At 64.8% G+C, this 15,836-nt stretch carries 16 protein-coding genes and 1 pseudogene; 10 read left to right on the forward strand and 7 right to left on the reverse strand.

The genetic code is table 11. The features are described 5' to 3' along the window. Positions 1-281 precede the first annotated feature (281 nt). Complete coding sequence (locus ACDK93_RS00290; protein WP_007809889.1) at positions 282-491, forward strand: cold-shock protein; 210 nt, start codon at positions 282-284, stop codon at positions 489-491. A gap of 152 nt (positions 492-643) precedes the next feature. On the opposite strand, the gene ACDK93_RS00295 is transcribed toward ACDK93_RS00290, so the two are convergent. Then, complete coding sequence (locus ACDK93_RS00295) at positions 644-2,701, reverse strand: M3 family metallopeptidase (protein WP_458070602.1); 2,058 nt, start codon at positions 2,699-2,701, stop codon at positions 644-646. 163 nt (positions 2,702-2,864) lie between these two features. Here ACDK93_RS00295 and ACDK93_RS00300 point away from each other — a divergent pair, with 163 nt between their 5' ends. From ACDK93_RS00300 to ACDK93_RS00310, 3 genes and pseudogenes are all read left to right on the forward strand, one after another. Continuing rightward, on the forward strand, positions 2,865-4,634 hold the full coding sequence (locus ACDK93_RS00300) for a patatin-like phospholipase family protein (RefSeq protein ID WP_458070603.1): 1,770 nt from the start codon (positions 2,865-2,867) through the stop codon (positions 4,632-4,634). A 37-nt stretch (positions 4,635-4,671) separates the two neighbouring features. Next, positions 4,672-5,208 carry a gamma carbonic anhydrase family protein gene (locus ACDK93_RS00305; RefSeq protein ID WP_458070604.1) on the forward strand — a complete coding sequence of 179 codons (537 nt, stop codon included), beginning with the start codon at positions 4,672-4,674 and terminating at the stop codon, positions 5,206-5,208. Further along, positions 5,208-5,538 (forward strand): annotated as a pseudogene (locus ACDK93_RS00310) (low molecular weight protein tyrosine phosphatase family protein). The gene ACDK93_RS00305 and the pseudogene ACDK93_RS00310 overlap by 1 nt, the downstream one beginning before the upstream one ends. A 40-nt stretch (positions 5,539-5,578) precedes the next feature. On the opposite strand, the gene ACDK93_RS00315 reads toward ACDK93_RS00310, so the two are convergent. From ACDK93_RS00315 to aroE, 4 genes are all read right to left on the reverse strand, one after another. Continuing rightward, a complete protein-coding gene (locus tag ACDK93_RS00315; protein ID WP_458070605.1) occupies positions 5,579-6,049 on the reverse strand; it encodes an energy transducer TonB in 471 nt (156 codons plus the stop codon). Positions 6,050-6,288: 239 nt separating this feature from the next. Further along, positions 6,289-8,094 (reverse strand): peptide-N4-asparagine amidase, encoded by a 1,806-nt coding sequence (locus tag ACDK93_RS00320; protein ID WP_458070606.1) that lies wholly within the window; start codon positions 8,092-8,094, stop codon positions 6,289-6,291. Positions 8,095-8,199: 105 nt separating this feature from the next. Continuing rightward, a complete protein-coding gene (locus ACDK93_RS00325; RefSeq protein WP_458070607.1) occupies positions 8,200-8,466 on the reverse strand; it encodes a YkgJ family cysteine cluster protein in 267 nt (88 codons plus the stop codon). After that, complete coding sequence (gene aroE, locus ACDK93_RS00330) at positions 8,463-9,293, reverse strand: shikimate dehydrogenase (RefSeq protein ID WP_458070608.1); 831 nt, start codon at positions 9,291-9,293, stop codon at positions 8,463-8,465. Before aroE ends, ACDK93_RS00325 begins: the two co-directional genes overlap by 4 nt. 197 nt (positions 9,294-9,490) lie before the next feature. On the opposite strand from aroE, the gene ACDK93_RS00335 reads away from it, so the two are divergent. After that, on the forward strand, positions 9,491-9,763 hold the full coding sequence (locus tag ACDK93_RS00335; protein ID WP_458070609.1) for a hypothetical protein: 273 nt from the start codon (positions 9,491-9,493) through the stop codon (positions 9,761-9,763). Positions 9,764-9,782: 19 nt separating this feature from the next. On the opposite strand, the gene ACDK93_RS00340 is transcribed toward ACDK93_RS00335, so the two are convergent. Further along, on the reverse strand, positions 9,783-11,267 hold the full coding sequence (locus ACDK93_RS00340; RefSeq protein ID WP_458070610.1) for a RimK family protein: 1,485 nt from the start codon (positions 11,265-11,267) through the stop codon (positions 9,783-9,785). Positions 11,268-11,607: 340 nt separating this feature from the next. On the opposite strand from ACDK93_RS00340, the gene ACDK93_RS00345 reads away from it, so the two are divergent. Then, positions 11,608-12,081, forward strand: a complete 474-nt coding sequence (locus tag ACDK93_RS00345; protein ID WP_458070611.1) for a GNAT family N-acetyltransferase — start codon at positions 11,608-11,610, stop codon at positions 12,079-12,081. Between the two features lie 58 nt (positions 12,082-12,139). On the opposite strand, the gene ACDK93_RS00350 is transcribed toward ACDK93_RS00345, so the two are convergent. Further along, complete coding sequence (locus ACDK93_RS00350; protein WP_458070612.1) at positions 12,140-12,829, reverse strand: hypothetical protein; 690 nt, start codon at positions 12,827-12,829, stop codon at positions 12,140-12,142. Between the two features lie 126 nt (positions 12,830-12,955). Here ACDK93_RS00350 and lptM point away from each other — a divergent pair, with 126 nt between their 5' ends. The 4 genes from lptM (at position 12,956) to ACDK93_RS00370 (ending at position 15,784) form a co-directional block, all read left to right on the forward strand. Beyond that, positions 12,956-13,174: an LPS translocon maturation chaperone LptM gene (gene lptM, locus ACDK93_RS00355; RefSeq protein ID WP_458070613.1), complete on the forward strand. Its 219-nt coding sequence runs from the start codon at positions 12,956-12,958 to the stop codon at positions 13,172-13,174. A 13-nt stretch (positions 13,175-13,187) separates the two neighbouring features. After that, positions 13,188-14,036 carry a diaminopimelate epimerase gene (gene dapF / locus ACDK93_RS00360; RefSeq protein ID WP_458070614.1) on the forward strand — a complete coding sequence of 283 codons (849 nt, stop codon included), beginning with the start codon at positions 13,188-13,190 and terminating at the stop codon, positions 14,034-14,036. Positions 14,037-14,190: 154 nt separating this feature from the next. Next, positions 14,191-14,874, forward strand: coding sequence for a DUF484 family protein (locus ACDK93_RS00365; protein WP_458070615.1), 684 nt, complete (start codon positions 14,191-14,193; stop codon positions 14,872-14,874). A 7-nt stretch (positions 14,875-14,881) separates the two neighbouring features. Further along, on the forward strand, positions 14,882-15,784 hold the full coding sequence (locus tag ACDK93_RS00370) for a tyrosine recombinase XerC (RefSeq protein ID WP_458070616.1): 903 nt from the start codon (positions 14,882-14,884) through the stop codon (positions 15,782-15,784). Positions 15,785-15,836: the final 52 nt, after the last annotated feature.

Below are 15,836 nucleotides of genomic sequence, written 5' to 3' on the forward strand. Positions count from 1 at the left end.
GATCATTAGCGACCACAGGCCAGGCAAGGGGCTTGATCGAGCGTGACCCTGAAACCGGCAAAACCCTTGATTAGATTTGGATAAAGCGCAAAAAAGGCGGTCTTTCCCTATGAGGAAAAGGAACTTTCACGATTTTCGGGGATAAAATCGACCGGTAACCGTCTTTACGGTGTATGCTTAGGAAGCAAGCCCTCGGGGAGACCCTAGGTTCCTGCTCATACTGCGGTAAAGTGCTATTCGCTCCGAGCCGCAAACCATCACTGCTTCAAAGGTAATGTTACATGTCGGATCGTCAGAGCGGTACAGTCAAGTGGTTCAACGACGCCAAAGGTTTTGGCTTCATCACGCCGGAAAGCGGTGATGACCTGTTCGTGCATTTTCGCGCGATCCAGGGCACGGGCTTCAAGTCCCTGCAGGAAGGTCAGCGCGTCACGTTCGTAGTCACCAAGGGCCAGAAAGGCCTGCAGGCTGAAGAAGTCCAGGTTGCCTAAGTCCTTCGGACTTTAGCGATTTGAAAAGCCCGCTTCGGCGGGCTTTTTTTATGGTCGTGGATGGCTGGCACACCGGAAATGCAGAAGCCATGCCCGGGAACGTATGAAAGCTAGGTCGCCGCCCGAACGAGCGGCGACCGTCTATTTTCGGCTCACGCCAAACCGTGGCTGCGCAGCAGCGCCTCCGGCTCCGGCTTTCGTCCGCGGAAGGCGACAAAGCTTTCCAGCGCCGGCCGGCTGGCGCCCACGGACAGCACCTCGCGGCGGAAGCGATCGCCGGTGGCGCGGTCGATGACGCTGCCCGATTTTTCCGCCTGCTCCTCGAAGGCCCCAAACGCGTCGGCAGATAGCAGCTCGGCCCACAGATAGCTGTAATAGCCCGCCGCGTAACCGCCGGCAAAGACGTGGCTGAAGCCGTGCGGAAAACGCTGCCAGGCCGGCGGATAGAGCACGGCCACCTGCTTGCGCACCTCGTCCAGCACGCCCATGGTCCGCGCGCCTTGGGCCGGGTCGTATTCCAGGTGCAGGGTGAAATCGAACAGCGCGAACTCCAGCTGACGCACCAGAAACAGGCCGGCCTGAAAATGCCGCGCGGCCAGCATGCGTTCGAACAGTTCGTCGGGCAGCCGCTCGCCGGTTTCGTAATGGCGAGCGAACAGGTCCAGCGCCTCGCGGTTATAGCCGAAGTTTTCCATGAACTGGCTGGGCAGCTCGACCGCATCCCACTCCACGCCATCGATGCCGCCGATCGAGGGCAGGGCGATTTCGGTGAGCAGATGATGCAGCCCGTGGCCGAATTCGTGGAACAGGGTCAGCACATCGTCGTGGGTGAGCAGGGCCGGTTTGCCGCCGGTCGGCGGCGGAAAGTTGCAGGTGAGAAACGCCACCGGCAGCTGACGTTGCTCACCGTCATCGAAACGGGCTCGACAGACATCCATCCATGCGCCGCCACGCTTGCCGTTGCGGGCATACAGGTCGATGTAGGCGCCGGCAAACACGCGGCCGTCGGCATCGCGCACGTCGTAAAAGCGCACGTCAGGGTTCCACACGTCGACATCGTCGCGGGCCGCCAACGTGATGCCATAGAGCTTGCTGGTGAGCGCGAACAGGCCGTCGATGACCGCCGGCAGCGGAAAATACGGCTTGAGCTGTTCCTCATCGAGCGCGTACTGCCGCTGGCGCAGCTTTTCGGAGACGTAGCCGACGTCCCAGGGCTCAAGGTTGTCGAGCTTGAGCTCGTCGCGGGCGAAGTCGCGCAGCGTGGCCAGCTCCTGCTGCGCCACCGGCTTGGCCCGCGCGGCCAGATCATGCAGAAATTCCATCACCTCGGTCGGCGAGCCGGCCATCTTGGTCGCCAGCGATTCTTCAGCGGCGTTGCGGAAGCCGATCAGCTGGGCCGACTCGTGCCGCAGCGCCATGATTTTTTCTATGCGTTCGGAGTTGTCGAACTTGCCGGCATTGGGGCCCTGATCCGAGGCGCGCGTCTGATACGCCCAGTACACGCGTTCGCGCAGACCGCGGTTGTCGGCATAGCCGAGCACGGCCTGCACGCTGGGTTGTTTCAGCGTCACGAGATAGCCGGCCAGCTTTTGATCCTCGGCGTACTGGCGCAGCACCGCGCGGCCGGATTCGGGAATGCCGGCCAGATCGCGCTCGTCGGTGACGTGCTCCTGCCACGCCTCGGTTGCGTCGAGCACCGCGTTGGAGAATTCGGTGGAGAGTTTGGACAGCTCCACGCCGATGTCGCGATAGCGCGAGCGCGCCGGCTCCTCCAGCGCCACGCCGGAAAGGGTGAAGTCGCGCAATGAATGTTCCACCAGCGCGCGCTCAGGCCGAGGCAGCTGCGCAAAGTCCGGCGCATCGGCCAGCGCCTGCACGGCGGCGTACAGCTCGCGGTTCTGACCCAGCTCGATCGCGTGTTCGGTGAGTTTCTCCTCGGCCGGCCCGTAGACCTGGCGCAGCGCCTCACTGTCGGCCACCGAATGCAGGTGGCCCACCGGTGCCCATGCGCGCGACAGGCGCTGTTCGAGCCGCTCCTGGGTCAGCATCACGGTCGCGAAATCGCGCGGCGCGTCGGGCGCGGTCAGCGCGGCGATGTCGTCGCGATAGTCGGCCAGCAGTGCATCGATCGCCGGCTCGACGTGTTCGGGAAGAATCCGGGAAAACGCCGGCAGAACATCGTCGGCGAGCAGCGGGTTGGCCTGGTTCATGCGCATCTCATGCAAGTTTTCTCAAGACTCCCAGCGTGGCGACGCCAGCGCATGAAATCAAGCGGAACAGGGCCGCTTGAGGACTGCCAACGGGCGATTCAACGCGTATGGCGGTACGCCCATCGCGCCGTATTGTCATGATTGGCCCCGTAACATCCTCGCCATGTGGCGAACAGATGTCAGAGACCTGCTGAAAGACAGCGCCACGTTTGCGCAGCTGCCGCCCGCGGCGCTGGAAGCGCTGGCCGATGAGCTGGTGTGGTTCGGCCTGCCCGGCGGACGGCCGCTGTTCAAGCCGGGCGAACCGGCCGACGCGCTGTACCTGGTGAAAAGCGGCAGCCTCGGCGTGTTCGACAGTCCAACCGTGCTGCGCCATCTGGTCAGCGCCGGCGAAAGCGTGGGCGAGATCAGCCTGCTCGGCGGCGAGACGCGCGGACGCATGGTGCGCGCGCTGCGCGACAGCGAGCTGCTGCGGCTCGATCGCGCCGCGTTCGAGCGCGTGCTGGCCCGGCATCCGCAGGCGCTGCTCGGCGTGGCACGCGCCGCGATCGAACGGCTGCAGCGGCGCGATCGCGGCGAAGAAACGCCGGGCCTGCCGCGGACCTTCGCCGTGCTGCCGTTCGACGGCGCGGTACCGGCGCGCGCGCTGACCCTGCAGCTGATGATGGCGCTGGAGCGCTACGGCAGCTGCCTCGTGGTCGACGCCGAACTCGGGCGCGGGCGGGGCAGCGACTGGTTTGCCGAGCGCGAGGCGCAGCATCGTTTCGTGATCTATCTCGACGTGCCCGGCCAGCGCAACGACGACGGCCTCTGGCGCGAACGCTGCCTGCGCCAGGCCGACGTGCTGCTATTGCCGGCACTGGCCGCGCAGCCGGCGCGCGACTGGCCGACCATGGTGCCGGTGCGCGCGGCACGCGCGCGGCATCGGCCGCGGCATCTGATTCTGCTGCACGCCGGTCATCAGGTGGCGCTGGGCGCTGCGCAGCGCTGGCGCGGGGTGTTCAGCGGCGAACTGCAGCATCACCATATTTGCGGCGATGGCGATATCGCGCGCGTGGCGCGGCTGGTCAGCGGCCATGGCCGCGGGCTGGTGCTGGCCGGTGGCGGCGCGCGCGGGCTGGCGCATCTGGGCGTGCTGCGCGCGCTGCGCGAGGCGGGCCACGATTTCGACGCGGTCGGTGGCACCAGCATCGGCGCGATTCTTGGTGCCGGCGTGGCGAACGGCTGGGATATTGAAACGATGACCGAGGTCTTTCGCCGCGCCTTTGTCGAAGGCCGGCCGCTATCGGACTGGACCCTGCCCTTGCTGGCGCTGACCCGTGGCCAGCACGCCTCGCGCATGCTGCGTCGCACGTTCGGCCTGCTCGGCGTGGAGGATCTGCGCCTGCCGTATTTCTGCGTATCGACGCGCCTCTCCGGCGGCGGCCAGGCTGTGCATCGGCATGGGCCGCTGTGGCTGTGGCTGCGCGCCTCCAGCGCGATACCCGGCGTGCTGCCGCCGGTGCTGCAGCGTGGCGAGGTGCATGTGGACGGCGCGCTGGTCAACAACCTGCCCACCGACGTGATGGCCGCCGACGGCATCGCGCACATCACCGCGCTGGACGTGCAGGCCGATATCGCGCTGCGCACCGACGTGGAGGAATCCTCCAGCCCGCCGTGGTGGCGATTGCTGCTGCAGCGAAAAGCGGTGCAGCGGCCGGGTCTGGTTTCCACCCTGGTGCGCGCCGGCATGGTCAACGGTGAGGAGGCCAGCCTGCGCCGACGCGCGCAGGCGCAGCTGCTGTTCACGCCGCCGCTGGACCACATCGGCATGCTCGACTGGAAGGACTGGCAGCGCGCGATCGACTCGGGCTACCGGCATGCGGTCGAGATACTCGAGGCTGGCGCCGCGTCGGGAAACGATGCGGCGGTCGACATATTCAAGATCGCGTGAGCCTTTCGCCCGGGCGCGCGTCGCATAGAATGGCCGCATGAATTCTCTACGCAGTTACAAAGGCATCGCGCCCACGCTGGGCGAGCGCGTGTACGTCGACTCCGCCGCCACCGTCATTGGTGACGTGGTGCTGGGCGACGATGTCTCGATCTGGCCCGGTGTGGTCTTGCGCGGCGACGTGCATTACATCCGCGTCGGCGCACGGAGCAACGTGCAGGACGGCACCATCGTGCATGTGACCCACGACGGCCCGTATTCGCCCGGCGGTTTCCCGACCATCATCGGTGAGGACGTCACCGTCGGCCACGGTGCGGTGATCCACGCCTGCACCATCGAGGACTTCTGCCTGATCGGCATGGGCTCGACCGTGCTCGATGGCGCCACGATAAAAAAGTACGGCTTCGTGGGCGCGGGCAGCGTGATTCCGCCGGGAAAAGTCGTCGGCGAGCGCGAGCTGTGGCTGGGCAACCCGGCCAAGTTTGTGCGGCTGCTCAGCGATAAGCAGATCGAGCAGCTGCAGTACTCGGCCAGTCACTATGTGCGGCTGAAAGACGAGTATCTGGCGGCCGGCTGATGGCGGTGGGCCGCGTGCTGTTTCTTTGCAGCCGCAACCGGCTGCGCAGCCCGACGGCTGAACAGGCGTTCGCCGGGTGGCCCGATGTGGAAACCGACTGCGCCGGGCTCGCCGATGACGCCGATGTTTCGCTATCGTCCAATCAGTTGGACTGGGCGGATCTCATTGTGGTGATGGAGTGGTCGCACCGGCGACGGCTGATGCAGCGCCACCGTCAACGCCCTCAAAGCAAAACGTGTCGTGGTGGCGGATATCCCAGACAACTACGCTTTCATGCATCCCGAGCTGATTGAAATGCTGTTGCGAAAGCTCGGTCACCTGCTGCGTTGACATGCCGTCACTCCAAAACCTTCGCGCAGCGACGAACTACCTACCTGGCCGCGTTTTCCGCGCGTGCCTGGATCGCCGCCGCCTGTGCTTCGTGCTCGCGCGTCATCACCATGCGTTGCGCGCTGAGCTTGCTGCCCAGCAGCGCCAGCTTGTAATTATTGCTGTCGTAATCGCGCAGCAGGGAAAGCTCACGCTGCGCTTCGTCGACATCGCGCGCGTTGATCGCTTGCTCAACGTCGTCGCAGGCTTGGGCGAAAAGCGTATTCAAATCGTCCCGCGCCACCGCGTTCTTTGGATCGAGCTGTAGCACGCTGAGGTAGAACTCGTAGGCGTTGCTGCCAGCGGGCGCAACGATACGGTGTTCGCTGACCGCGGATTTCGCCAGACCCAGCAGAATGCCCTCACCGCTGCTGGCGTCGGTCGACGCGCTGGAAGGATCCGCAGCATTGGCTTTGGCTGAGCCTGCTGCGTGCACATACCAGCCGACGCCGCCGGCAAGAACGATGAGCACGAAGACAGCCGCAAGAAATAATCCGCGTCGGGAAGACGCGGCAGACAGGGATTTAGGCATAACACTCGCGCATGGATCGTACCGCGCGCGAAGACGCCCGCGATCGGGCGCTTCGGCGGAAGCGGTCGTCACCATAGTCACGCCGCATGTCAGCGGCGTGACGAAACGCGAGAAAAAGCGTGATCGTGTGACCGTCGCCCTCAATCAAGGCGACGGTCGGGGTTAATCGTGCGCTACTGTCACCAGCCAAGCACGGCGTTGCCGTTCTCGGGCGAGCCATCCGGATGGGTGAACCAGAACACGCGGTTCTGTTTGTTCGGGCAGCCCGTGCCGGTCGCGTAGCTGGACACCGCACCGTTGAAGCTGCCGACGCCCGTGCGATAGCAGCCGCCTAGCGAATCATTGAACGTGAAGCTTTGCGTGCTCTGCTGGTTGCTGTGCGAGGTGAGGTTGCCGCTGGCGTCGAAGGCCAACGTGTCGTCGCTGTCGACCGTGTTGCTGAGCTTGGCCGAATACAGCGTGATGCCGAACAGCTGGTGCGCCGTATTTTTTTCGTCGCCCTGATGGGCCACGGTCGCCAAGGTGAAGCTGCCGTCAGAGGCGGCCACTTCGTTGACGTCCAGATGCAGCGGATAACGCACATGCTCGGCGTAGCTGCTGGTGACAAACCCGCCGATGCTGCTCTGGCTGGTACCGTCAGACGAGGTCTGCTGGTCGGTTACCTGCCGATACACGGTGTCGTTGATGGTGAAAGTCTGCACATCACCAAATCCCACCGTTTGATCCACCGTGGTTTCCACGCGGCCACGCGAGGTATTGGCATAGCCGCTGATGATGAAGTGCCGACTCAGCTGGGTGGTAATGGCGCCGGTGATATTGCCGGATGAATCCGTACTCAGGGTATCGCTGATGATCGGTGTAGGCGGCTGGCCCACCAGGGTATTGCGCTCGATCTGGCCGCTGACGGTTTTTGCATGCGGGTCGAGATACAGCAGCAGGCTCGCCGTTGCCGAAAAATAATTGTTGGCGCCGGCCACGCTGACCGCGACCTGGTGCGGCGCGCCGTTGCTGAGCACGCCGGCGAACGGCGTGAGGTCGACGCGGTACGGCATGAAGTTCAGCGTCTGCACGCCGGTGGTCGGCCGCCACAGGTAGGGATCGATGCCGCCGGTGTAGATCCACGGATACACCGGCGCCACGCCGGCCGGCTGTCCGTCGATGCTGATTTCGGCCTCGCGGAAATTGCCGCCGCCGCACTCCTGCACCTGCGCAGCGTACTGATCGGGGACGCAGGTGTACCAGAACTCGTCGGCGCTCTGGCTCTGCGCGAACACGTCCAGATAGGCGCGCTCGACGTTGGTTGGCAAGGTGAGCGACTTGCTCAGCTGGCTGGTTGATGTCGCCAGCGACACCGTGTTGCCATCCGGATCGCTGCCCAGCGGGATCACCGCGTCGGGCGCAGGCGCCGCCGGCGCAAGAATGGAAGCCGGGTAGAACAGCAGCTTCGCGCTGCCGTAGATCACGCCGGTATAGGTGCTGTCGACCACGTTGCCGATCAGCGCCTGGCCGTTGCCGGCTTTGCGCAGCAGCGCGCTGTAGTCGGTCAGATCGCGCTCGACATGCCAGCTGGGCGCGACCGTGGATGAAGGTTCCTCGGTGGTGCCGAAATACAGGTTGACACCGCCCAGCCACAGGTTGGCCGTGCGATCGAACTGACGCCCGGCGGTGACCGAGAAATCCGCTTCCAGCACCACTTTCGACCAGTGCGTGCCGCAGCCGGTCGGTGGGGTATAGGTGTAAGGACGCGGATTGAAGTCGTTGAACGCCACGCCGCTCAACAGCTGCACCACGCAGGGCGTGCCTGGCGGCCGAGGCACGGGAGGGTCGGCCACGGTGACATTGGTCGAGCCGATCGGACTGGCGACTGCTGATGTTCTGCTAGCTGCGCTGTTACTGGCTGCGGCAGCAAAAGCCGTACTGGCCAAGACCAAGGCCAGACCAGTGATCACTACCGCTCGACGATCGAAAAACCCTTTCGGCAACATGCGTGAACCCCCACGAGATGGTGCCCCTGTCATGGAAAAGTAGCATACCGACGTGGCGCAAGAACTCGTGCATCGCAAATAATCTGCCATGCCTCACAAGACGGCTCAGTCGGCGGCGGTCGCGCGCTCCAGCGCAGTCAACCACGCCATCGCCTGCCCGCGATCGCTGCCGCACATCGCCGATTCGGGCTGCAGGCTTGCGCAAACGGCCGGACGGCGCGGATCGTCGAAAATCGCGCAGCGGTTATCCGCGGTGAGTTGCGCGCACCTGATCCCGGCGGGCTTGCCTTTCGGCATGCCGGGAATCGGCGAGCTGATCGACGGCGCGATGCAGCAGGCGCCGCAGCCCGCGCGACAGGCCAGCGCGGTCACGTGGTTTGCCGGCGCAACGTTTGATAGACCGGTTCGGTCTGCGGCCGCTGGCCGTGCCACAGCGCGAACGCATCGGCCGCGGTTTCCAGCAGCATACCCAGGCCATCGACGGCCTGGCGCGCACCGGCGCTCCTGGCCCAGGTCAGAAAACTGGCTGCCGCCGCGCCGTAGGAAAGGTCGTAGCCGATCGTCGCTTCGCTCACCAGTGACTCCGGCAGCGGCAGCGTCGCGCCCAGCACGCCGGCGGAAGTGGCATGCACAATCAGGTCGAAGTTCCCTAGCTTGGCCAGCTGCTGCCAATCACGGGACTGCACCCGCTTGGGTTCGCCGATCAGGCTGGTCAGCGCCTCAGCAGACGCACGCGAACGATTGACGATGGTCAGCGTCCGCACGCGCGCATCGAGCAGGTTCCACACCACGCCTCGCGCCGCGCCGCCGGCACCCAGCATCAGCACCGATTTGCCGTGCAATGCGATGCCATGGCGTTCGGTCATGTCGCGCGCCATGCCGGCGCCGTCGGTGTTATGGGCGGCCAGACGGCCATCGGGCAGACGCGTCAGCACGTTGGCGGTGCCGGCGCGCGTTGCCGCGTCGCTGCGCTCATTAGCCAGCGCGAAGGCGGCCGCCTTGTGCGGCAGGGTGACATTGGCACCGCGGCCGCCGTTGGCGAAGAACTGCTGCACGGCGATATCGAAGTCCGCCGGCGCCGCGTCGATAGCGCGATAGTCCAGCGCGATGGCGAACTGCTGCGCGAATGCCTGATGAATCGCCGGCGACACGCTGTGCTTGATCGGGTGGCCGAAGACGGCAAAGGAGAGGGGTGGCATGCGGGTATCCGAAGCGCTGCGAGTCGCCGGGTTCGGCGTCATTGCCATCATTCTACTGGCGATACATCGAGTGACGATGGCGCGGAGAATCATGGCTATCGCGCGATTGCCTTTGGCTGTCGCCCTTTGTCGACCGGTCGCAGCCTGTGAGATGCGCGCAATGGAAGCTGTCTTCATTCCAACGACGGAGTCTGTCGATGCGCCCGCAATTGCTATCCAAAAACGATCGTTACGACGCCAGCCATCAGCGCCTGCTGGGCGCGGCCATGCTGTGGCTGCTGGCAGGCAGCTTTCTGCTGATCACAACGCTTGTACCGGTTTACAGCGCGGTGCTGGGGTGGACCTCGTCGTTCTGGCTGGTCGGCGCGCCGCTGATCATGCTGCTGGCGCTGGAACCGTCGCTGCCACGTCAGCTGCTCGCCCTGCGGGGGCCACGCCAGAACCCGCTGCGCGCGGCGATCTGGCGCTGAGAACCGACCGACGGATTCGCTAACCGGCGATGCCCTGGCGCTTGCGTTCCATGCGGCGCAGGAACTCCTGCATGATCTGCAGATACAGCGCGTCGCCCAGATGCGCATCCTCGACACCGGCATCGATCGAGGGATTGTCGTTGACCTCGATCACCACCGGCTTGTTGCCGACCTGCTTCAGGTCGACGCCGTAGAGGCCATCACCAATCGGCGCGGTGGCTTTCAGCGCGAGCTTCACCACGTCGGCCGGGGCATCGCTCACCGCGATGGTCTCGAAGCCGCCGCTCTTGGCCGTGCCTTTGGCGCCGTGGTTGTAGATTTGCCAATGGCCGCGCGACATGTAGTACTTGCAGGCAAACAGCGGCTCGTGATTGAGCACGCCGATGCGCCAGTCGAAGTCGGTGTACAGGTATTCCTGCGCCAGCAATAACGCGCTGTGCTGGAACAGTTCGCCGGCGGCTTTTTCCAGCGCCTCCTCGCTCTGCACTTTCACCACGCCGCGCGAGAACGAGCCATCGGGGATTTTCAGCACCAGCGGAAAACCCAGCTTGCCGACCACTTCCTTCATGCCCTTGGCATCGTCGCGATACAGAATTTCGGTGTGCGGCACGGCGAGCTTGCGCGAAACCATCAGGTCGTTGAGGAAGATCTTGTTGGTGCAGCGGAGAATCGACGTCGGGTCGTCCATCACCACCATACCTTCCTTCTCGGCGCGGTGAGCGAAGCGATACGTGTGATTGTCGCTCGCGGTGGTTTCGCGAATGAACAGGCCATCGTATTCGGCCAGACGCTGGTAGTCGTTCTTGCCGATCGTGTCGACTTCGATACCCAGCTGCTTGCCCGCCGCCACGAAGGATTTCAGCGCCTTTTTGTTCGACGGCGGCATCATCTCTTTCGGATCCACCAGCATCGCGACGTCGTAGCGATACAGCTTGCGCGCGCGCGGCTTGCGCCACAGCTTGCGCGAGAAGCGGTCGAGTTCCTCGGCGAACGCGTCTTCCTGCGCGTCGTCCAGCGTGTGCAGGCCGACCGGCTTGATCGAGCTCACCTGCCATACGCGGTCGCGTTCGAACTCGATGCGCATCAGCGGACAGGGAAAGGTTTCGAACACCTGGCGCGCCAGATCCTGCAGCGCGGGGTAAGCGGTTTCGCCGAAGTAAACCAGGATGCCCAGATCCGTCGTATCGCGGCCGCCGGCGGGCAGAAAGTGCGTCAGCTTCTGGTTGAGGTCGTCGATGTCCACGCCGTACAACGAGCGACGGCGCAGGTCATTGACGGTGCGCACGGACGGCATCACCTTGTGCCCGCGCGCTTCGGCCAGCAGCGACACGTAATAGCCGGTGCCCAGGTACTTGTAGCTGCGGCACAGGTTGATGACGTGCGTGCGCTCATCATCATTGCCGATCGGCTCGCGTAGATAATCCATCGCGCTCATCACGTCGACGGACGGGTAATACGAAGCCCAGTCGGAGGCTTTTTCGACAACGATGACCAGACGGGTCATGACACCACTCAGGCAATACGGTGGAAGCAGATTGCCCAGCAGCGGCGGGGCGCGATACGCACGGCGCGCAGTTTGGCACAGGGGCGCGGTCGAACAAGTCAAAGCGCTGAAGCGGGATTAAACGCTATCTGCGTCGGCATCAGCCGCAATGAAAAATACACGCGACGAATGCCGCCGGCTGCTAGAGTCCGCGCGGTTCGAATGGCGATTCGATTTCTCGGCATACCCACCGCGTCACTCACTCCTGCGGGACTTCGACTTCATGGCATCCGGATTCTCTTCCACTCAACGCAAGCCGCCGATTGCGATGCAGGAGGCGCGGCAGCGGGATCCGGCAGGCATGCGCACAACACCTGCAACGGCCAGCGTGCGCGTGCGCCGCGCCGAAACCTCCGACCTTGACGATCTGGTCACGCTGGAGGATCGCACCTTCGACAGCGACCGCATGACGCGCGATCAGTATCGGCGTCACCTCGATAGCGATTCGGCACTGGTGCTGGTTGCCAGCGCCAACCACCGCCGCTTTCTCGGCACGGCCGTGGTGTTTTTCCGCAAGGGCAGCAGCGTGGCGCGGCTTTACTCACTGGCCAGCCAGCCTGAGTCACGCGGCAAGGGCATAGGTACCGCACTGGTCGAAGCCACCGAGGCGGCAGCGAAACAGCGGCGCTGCACTATCCTGCGACTTGAAGTGCGTACCGACAACGCCAGCGCCATCAAGCTCTACGAGCGGCTGGGCTATCGCTGCATCGCCTCACTGCCCGGCTACTACCAGGATGGCGCCGACGGCTGGCGCTACGAAAAGCGGCTCGCTTGAATCGACGCGTTGAACGCCGGGCGTTGGGGAAATATCCGGACCTGACGCTCTACGGACCTCACCCGCCAAACGGCTGCCCGATCTTCTGCTGCGTCGAATCGTCCGGCCTGGCCACCAGCGCACCGGTGCGCATCAGGCTCACCGTGTAGTGGCCCTGATCCACAAGCGGCAGAAACGCGCCGCTGCCGTACAGGGTGTCGACCTCCGGCAGCCATTGCGGGTACTGCTTGTGCAGGTCGAGCACGTCGAAGCCGCTGGCGTGATCGAAACTGATGACCGTGCGCGGTGCGCTCATTTCCTGCGCCGCGTCGTCATAGCGGCCGGACAGGCGATCGAGCCGGTACAACGGCGGTATGCCCGCGAGCAGGGCAGGCAACTTCCATTTGAGGACGATGGCCTCCACGCGCCAGTCGTCGCCGTCCAGCTCGACCTGGCGCGTGCTGCCGTCGGGCCAGCTCAGCGTCAGCGCCCAGCGCTGCGGCGAAAGAATGTGGGCTTCGATATCGACCACCGGCGTTTCCTCGCTCAGCAGGCGATAGCCGCGCAGCGCGTAGCCGGTGCCGCCAAGCACCAGGGCCAGCAAAAAAAAGGTCACGCACAGCAGAGCACGCCCCGCCGCCGCCGCCCTGCGGCCGCTGTGCAGGTGCTGGCGCAGCGAGATCAGCTGCACCAGCGTGATCAGCAGGAAAACCGCGGCCAGCACCAGCAGCACGGTCATCGGCATGCGCAGCAATGTGCTCCAGTCCATCGTGAGATCCTCGCCCGACGGGCGTAACGTGATTCGATGCGCGCATCATAACGGCATGGGCCGGCGATGCTGGGGTGAATCGACCGCGCCTCGCTATACTGCAGGCCACTTCAGGAAACCCTTGTCATGCACCGACTGATCTCAGTGAATTCGCTTTTTCTGGTCGCCTTCTGCATCGTCGCCGGCACGCTAGCCGGCTGTGGCCAGAAAGGTCCGCTGTATCTGCCGCCGGCCACCAAACCGGTACCGGCCTCGCCAGCCAGTACAGTAAAACCGCAGCAGCCGGCGATCACGGGCAATAACGCGATACCCGACAACCAGCGGCCGGACAGCACGCAGTACTGAGTCGCAATCGATGATGAAGCAGCGCTTTTCGAAGATGCACGGCATCGGCAACGATTTTGTCGTGCTCGACTGCCGCGACACGCCGTTTTCGATGACCGTCGCGCAGATCCGCGCCATGGCGGATCGGCATACCGGCGTCGGCTTCGATCAGCTGCTGGGCATCGGCCGTACGTGCGATCCGACATGCGCGTTCTATTACGGCATCTCCAATGCCGACGGCTCGCCCTCGGGCCAGTGCGGTAACGGCGTGCGCTGCGTGGCCGCCTGGCTGCATCGCGAGGGTGCGCTGGCGATCGGCGAGACGGTGCGTATCGAAAGCCCCTCCGGTCCGGTGGCGGTGCGTTTGATCGACGCGAACGAGGTGGTCGTCGACATGGGCATACCTGCGTTCGAACCGGCACAAAGCGGTTTCGATGCGGCGCGCGCAGCCACGCATTACCCGATCGATGTCGCGGACGCCGTACTGCAGATCGGCGTCGTCTCGATGGGCAACCCGCACGCGGTGATCGAGGTCGACGATCTGCACAGTCCCGAACTGGAGCGGCTCGGTCCGCTGCTTTCCACCCACGCGCGCTTTGCTGACGGCGTCAACGCCGGCTTCGTGCAACGCCTCGACCGCGGGCACCTGAAGCTGCGCGTGCACGAGCGTGGCGCGGGATGGACGCTGGCCTGCGGCACCGGCGCCTGCGCGGCGATGGCCGCGCTGCATCAGCGCGGCGAGGTTGACGACAGCGTGCAGGTGAGCCTGCCCGGCGGCGTGCTGCAGATAGACTGGGCCGGTCCCGGCCAGCCGCTGTGGATGAGCGGCTCGGCCACCTTCGTCTTCGACGGCGAATGGGTCGTTCCGCCGGGCTTGCCGTAGGCGCAGATGCACCGGTCGTCACGGCTTTTCAGTCGGCCCTGCGGCGTTTGCAGTTGAAGCGCGGGCCGGTCCATCGCACACTGGCCCAGCCGATGCCGTTTTTTTGCGCGCCCCGGTATGGTTTCGACCCGCCCTGCTCCGAGGTATCCCGCGCATGACCGCCACCCTGCTCGATGACGCTACCCAGGCGCGCGTTGTTGCCTCCTATCTGAAGCTGCACCCGGAGTTTCTCAGCGACTATCCCGAGCTGGCAGCGCAGCTGAAGATGCCGCACGAGAAAGGTCCGGTCGCCTCGCTGGCGACCTACCAGCTGCAGAGCCTGCGCGAAAAAAATGCCGAGCTCGAACGCCGGCTGGCCGAACTCATCGCGATCGCCGCCGAGAACGAAAAGCTGATGGAGCGCGTGCATGCGCTCACCGTCGCCCTGCTGCGCGCCAACACCATCGAAGTCACCGCACGCAGCGTGGTGGCCAAGCTCACTGCCGATTTTCACACCGATCAGGTTCGGCTGGTCCTGTTTGGCAGCGAAGCACAGCTACCGCGCGCCGAATGGCTGGTCCAGGTCACCGGGCCGGAAGCGCTGCCGGAGTTCAGCGACTTCCTGCAGCAGAACGAGCCGGTGTCCGGCCGCTTGTCCAAGGAAAGGCTGGAACGCCTGTTCGGGAGCGCTGCGTCCGAAACCCGCTCGGTGGCGATGATGCGCCTCGGCGACGCTGGCATCTTGGCGATCGGCAGCAGCGATCCGGACCGCTTTCAGCCCGGCATGGGCAACCTGTTCCTGAAGATGATCGCCGCCACGATCACCGCCGCGCTGGCCCGCTCGCGGGACGTTTCCTGAGCCCGCAGTGACGCCCGAACGCCAGATCGAGGACTGGCTCGCTCGCCTCGCAAGTGAGCGGCAGGCCTCGCCTCACACCGTCTCGGGCTACCGGCGTGACCTGGCCAAGCTGATCCGCTTCATGCAGGACAACCACATCGCGGCGTTCGAGGCACTCGACGCCAACCGCATGCTCACCTTCGTCGCCAGCGAACACCGCGGCAGCAAGGGCAGGGAGGGTCTGGCGCCGAAAAGCCTGCAGCGGTTGCTGTCCTCCTGCCGCAGCCTGTTTCGCCAGCTCACCCGCGAAGGCCAGCTCAGCCACGATCCCCTGCTGGGCGTGCGCGGCCCGAAAGTTCGGCGCAAGCTGCCCCAGGTGCTGGATGTCGACGAAGCCAGCGCGCTGGTCGAAACCGACAGCGGCGGCAAGCTGGCCGTGCGCGACCGCGCCATGCTGGAGCTGTTCTATTCCAGCGGCCTGCGCCTGTCCGAGCTGGTCGGCCTGCGCTGGCTCGATCTGGATCTGGACGGCGGCGAAGTGCGCGTGCTCGGCAAGGGCAGCAAGACCCGCATCGTGCCGGTCGGCCGGCATGCTGTCACCGCGCTGCGTGCGCTCGGCGCGGAGGAGGGCATGGTGGCGGAAAGCCCGATCTTCCGCGGCCGCAACGGTGCGCCGATCAACCCGCGCACGATCCAGCTGCGCATGAAAAAGCTGGCGCAGCAGCAGGGCATGGCCAAACATATCCACCCGCATTTGCTGCGCCACACCTTCGCCAGCCACATGCTGGAATCCTCCGGCGACCTGCGCGCCGTGCAGGAGCTGCTTGGCCATGCCGACATCGCCACCACGCAGATCTACACGCATCTGGATTTTCAGCACCTGTCGAAGGTGTACGACGCCGCGCATCCCCGCGCCAAAAGCAAGCGCTGACGCGCGTGTGCCGGCTTTTTACATCTGCAGCGCAAACGCGCAGACATTGAAG

Source organism: Rhodanobacter sp. BL-MT-08 (assembly GCF_054161255.1).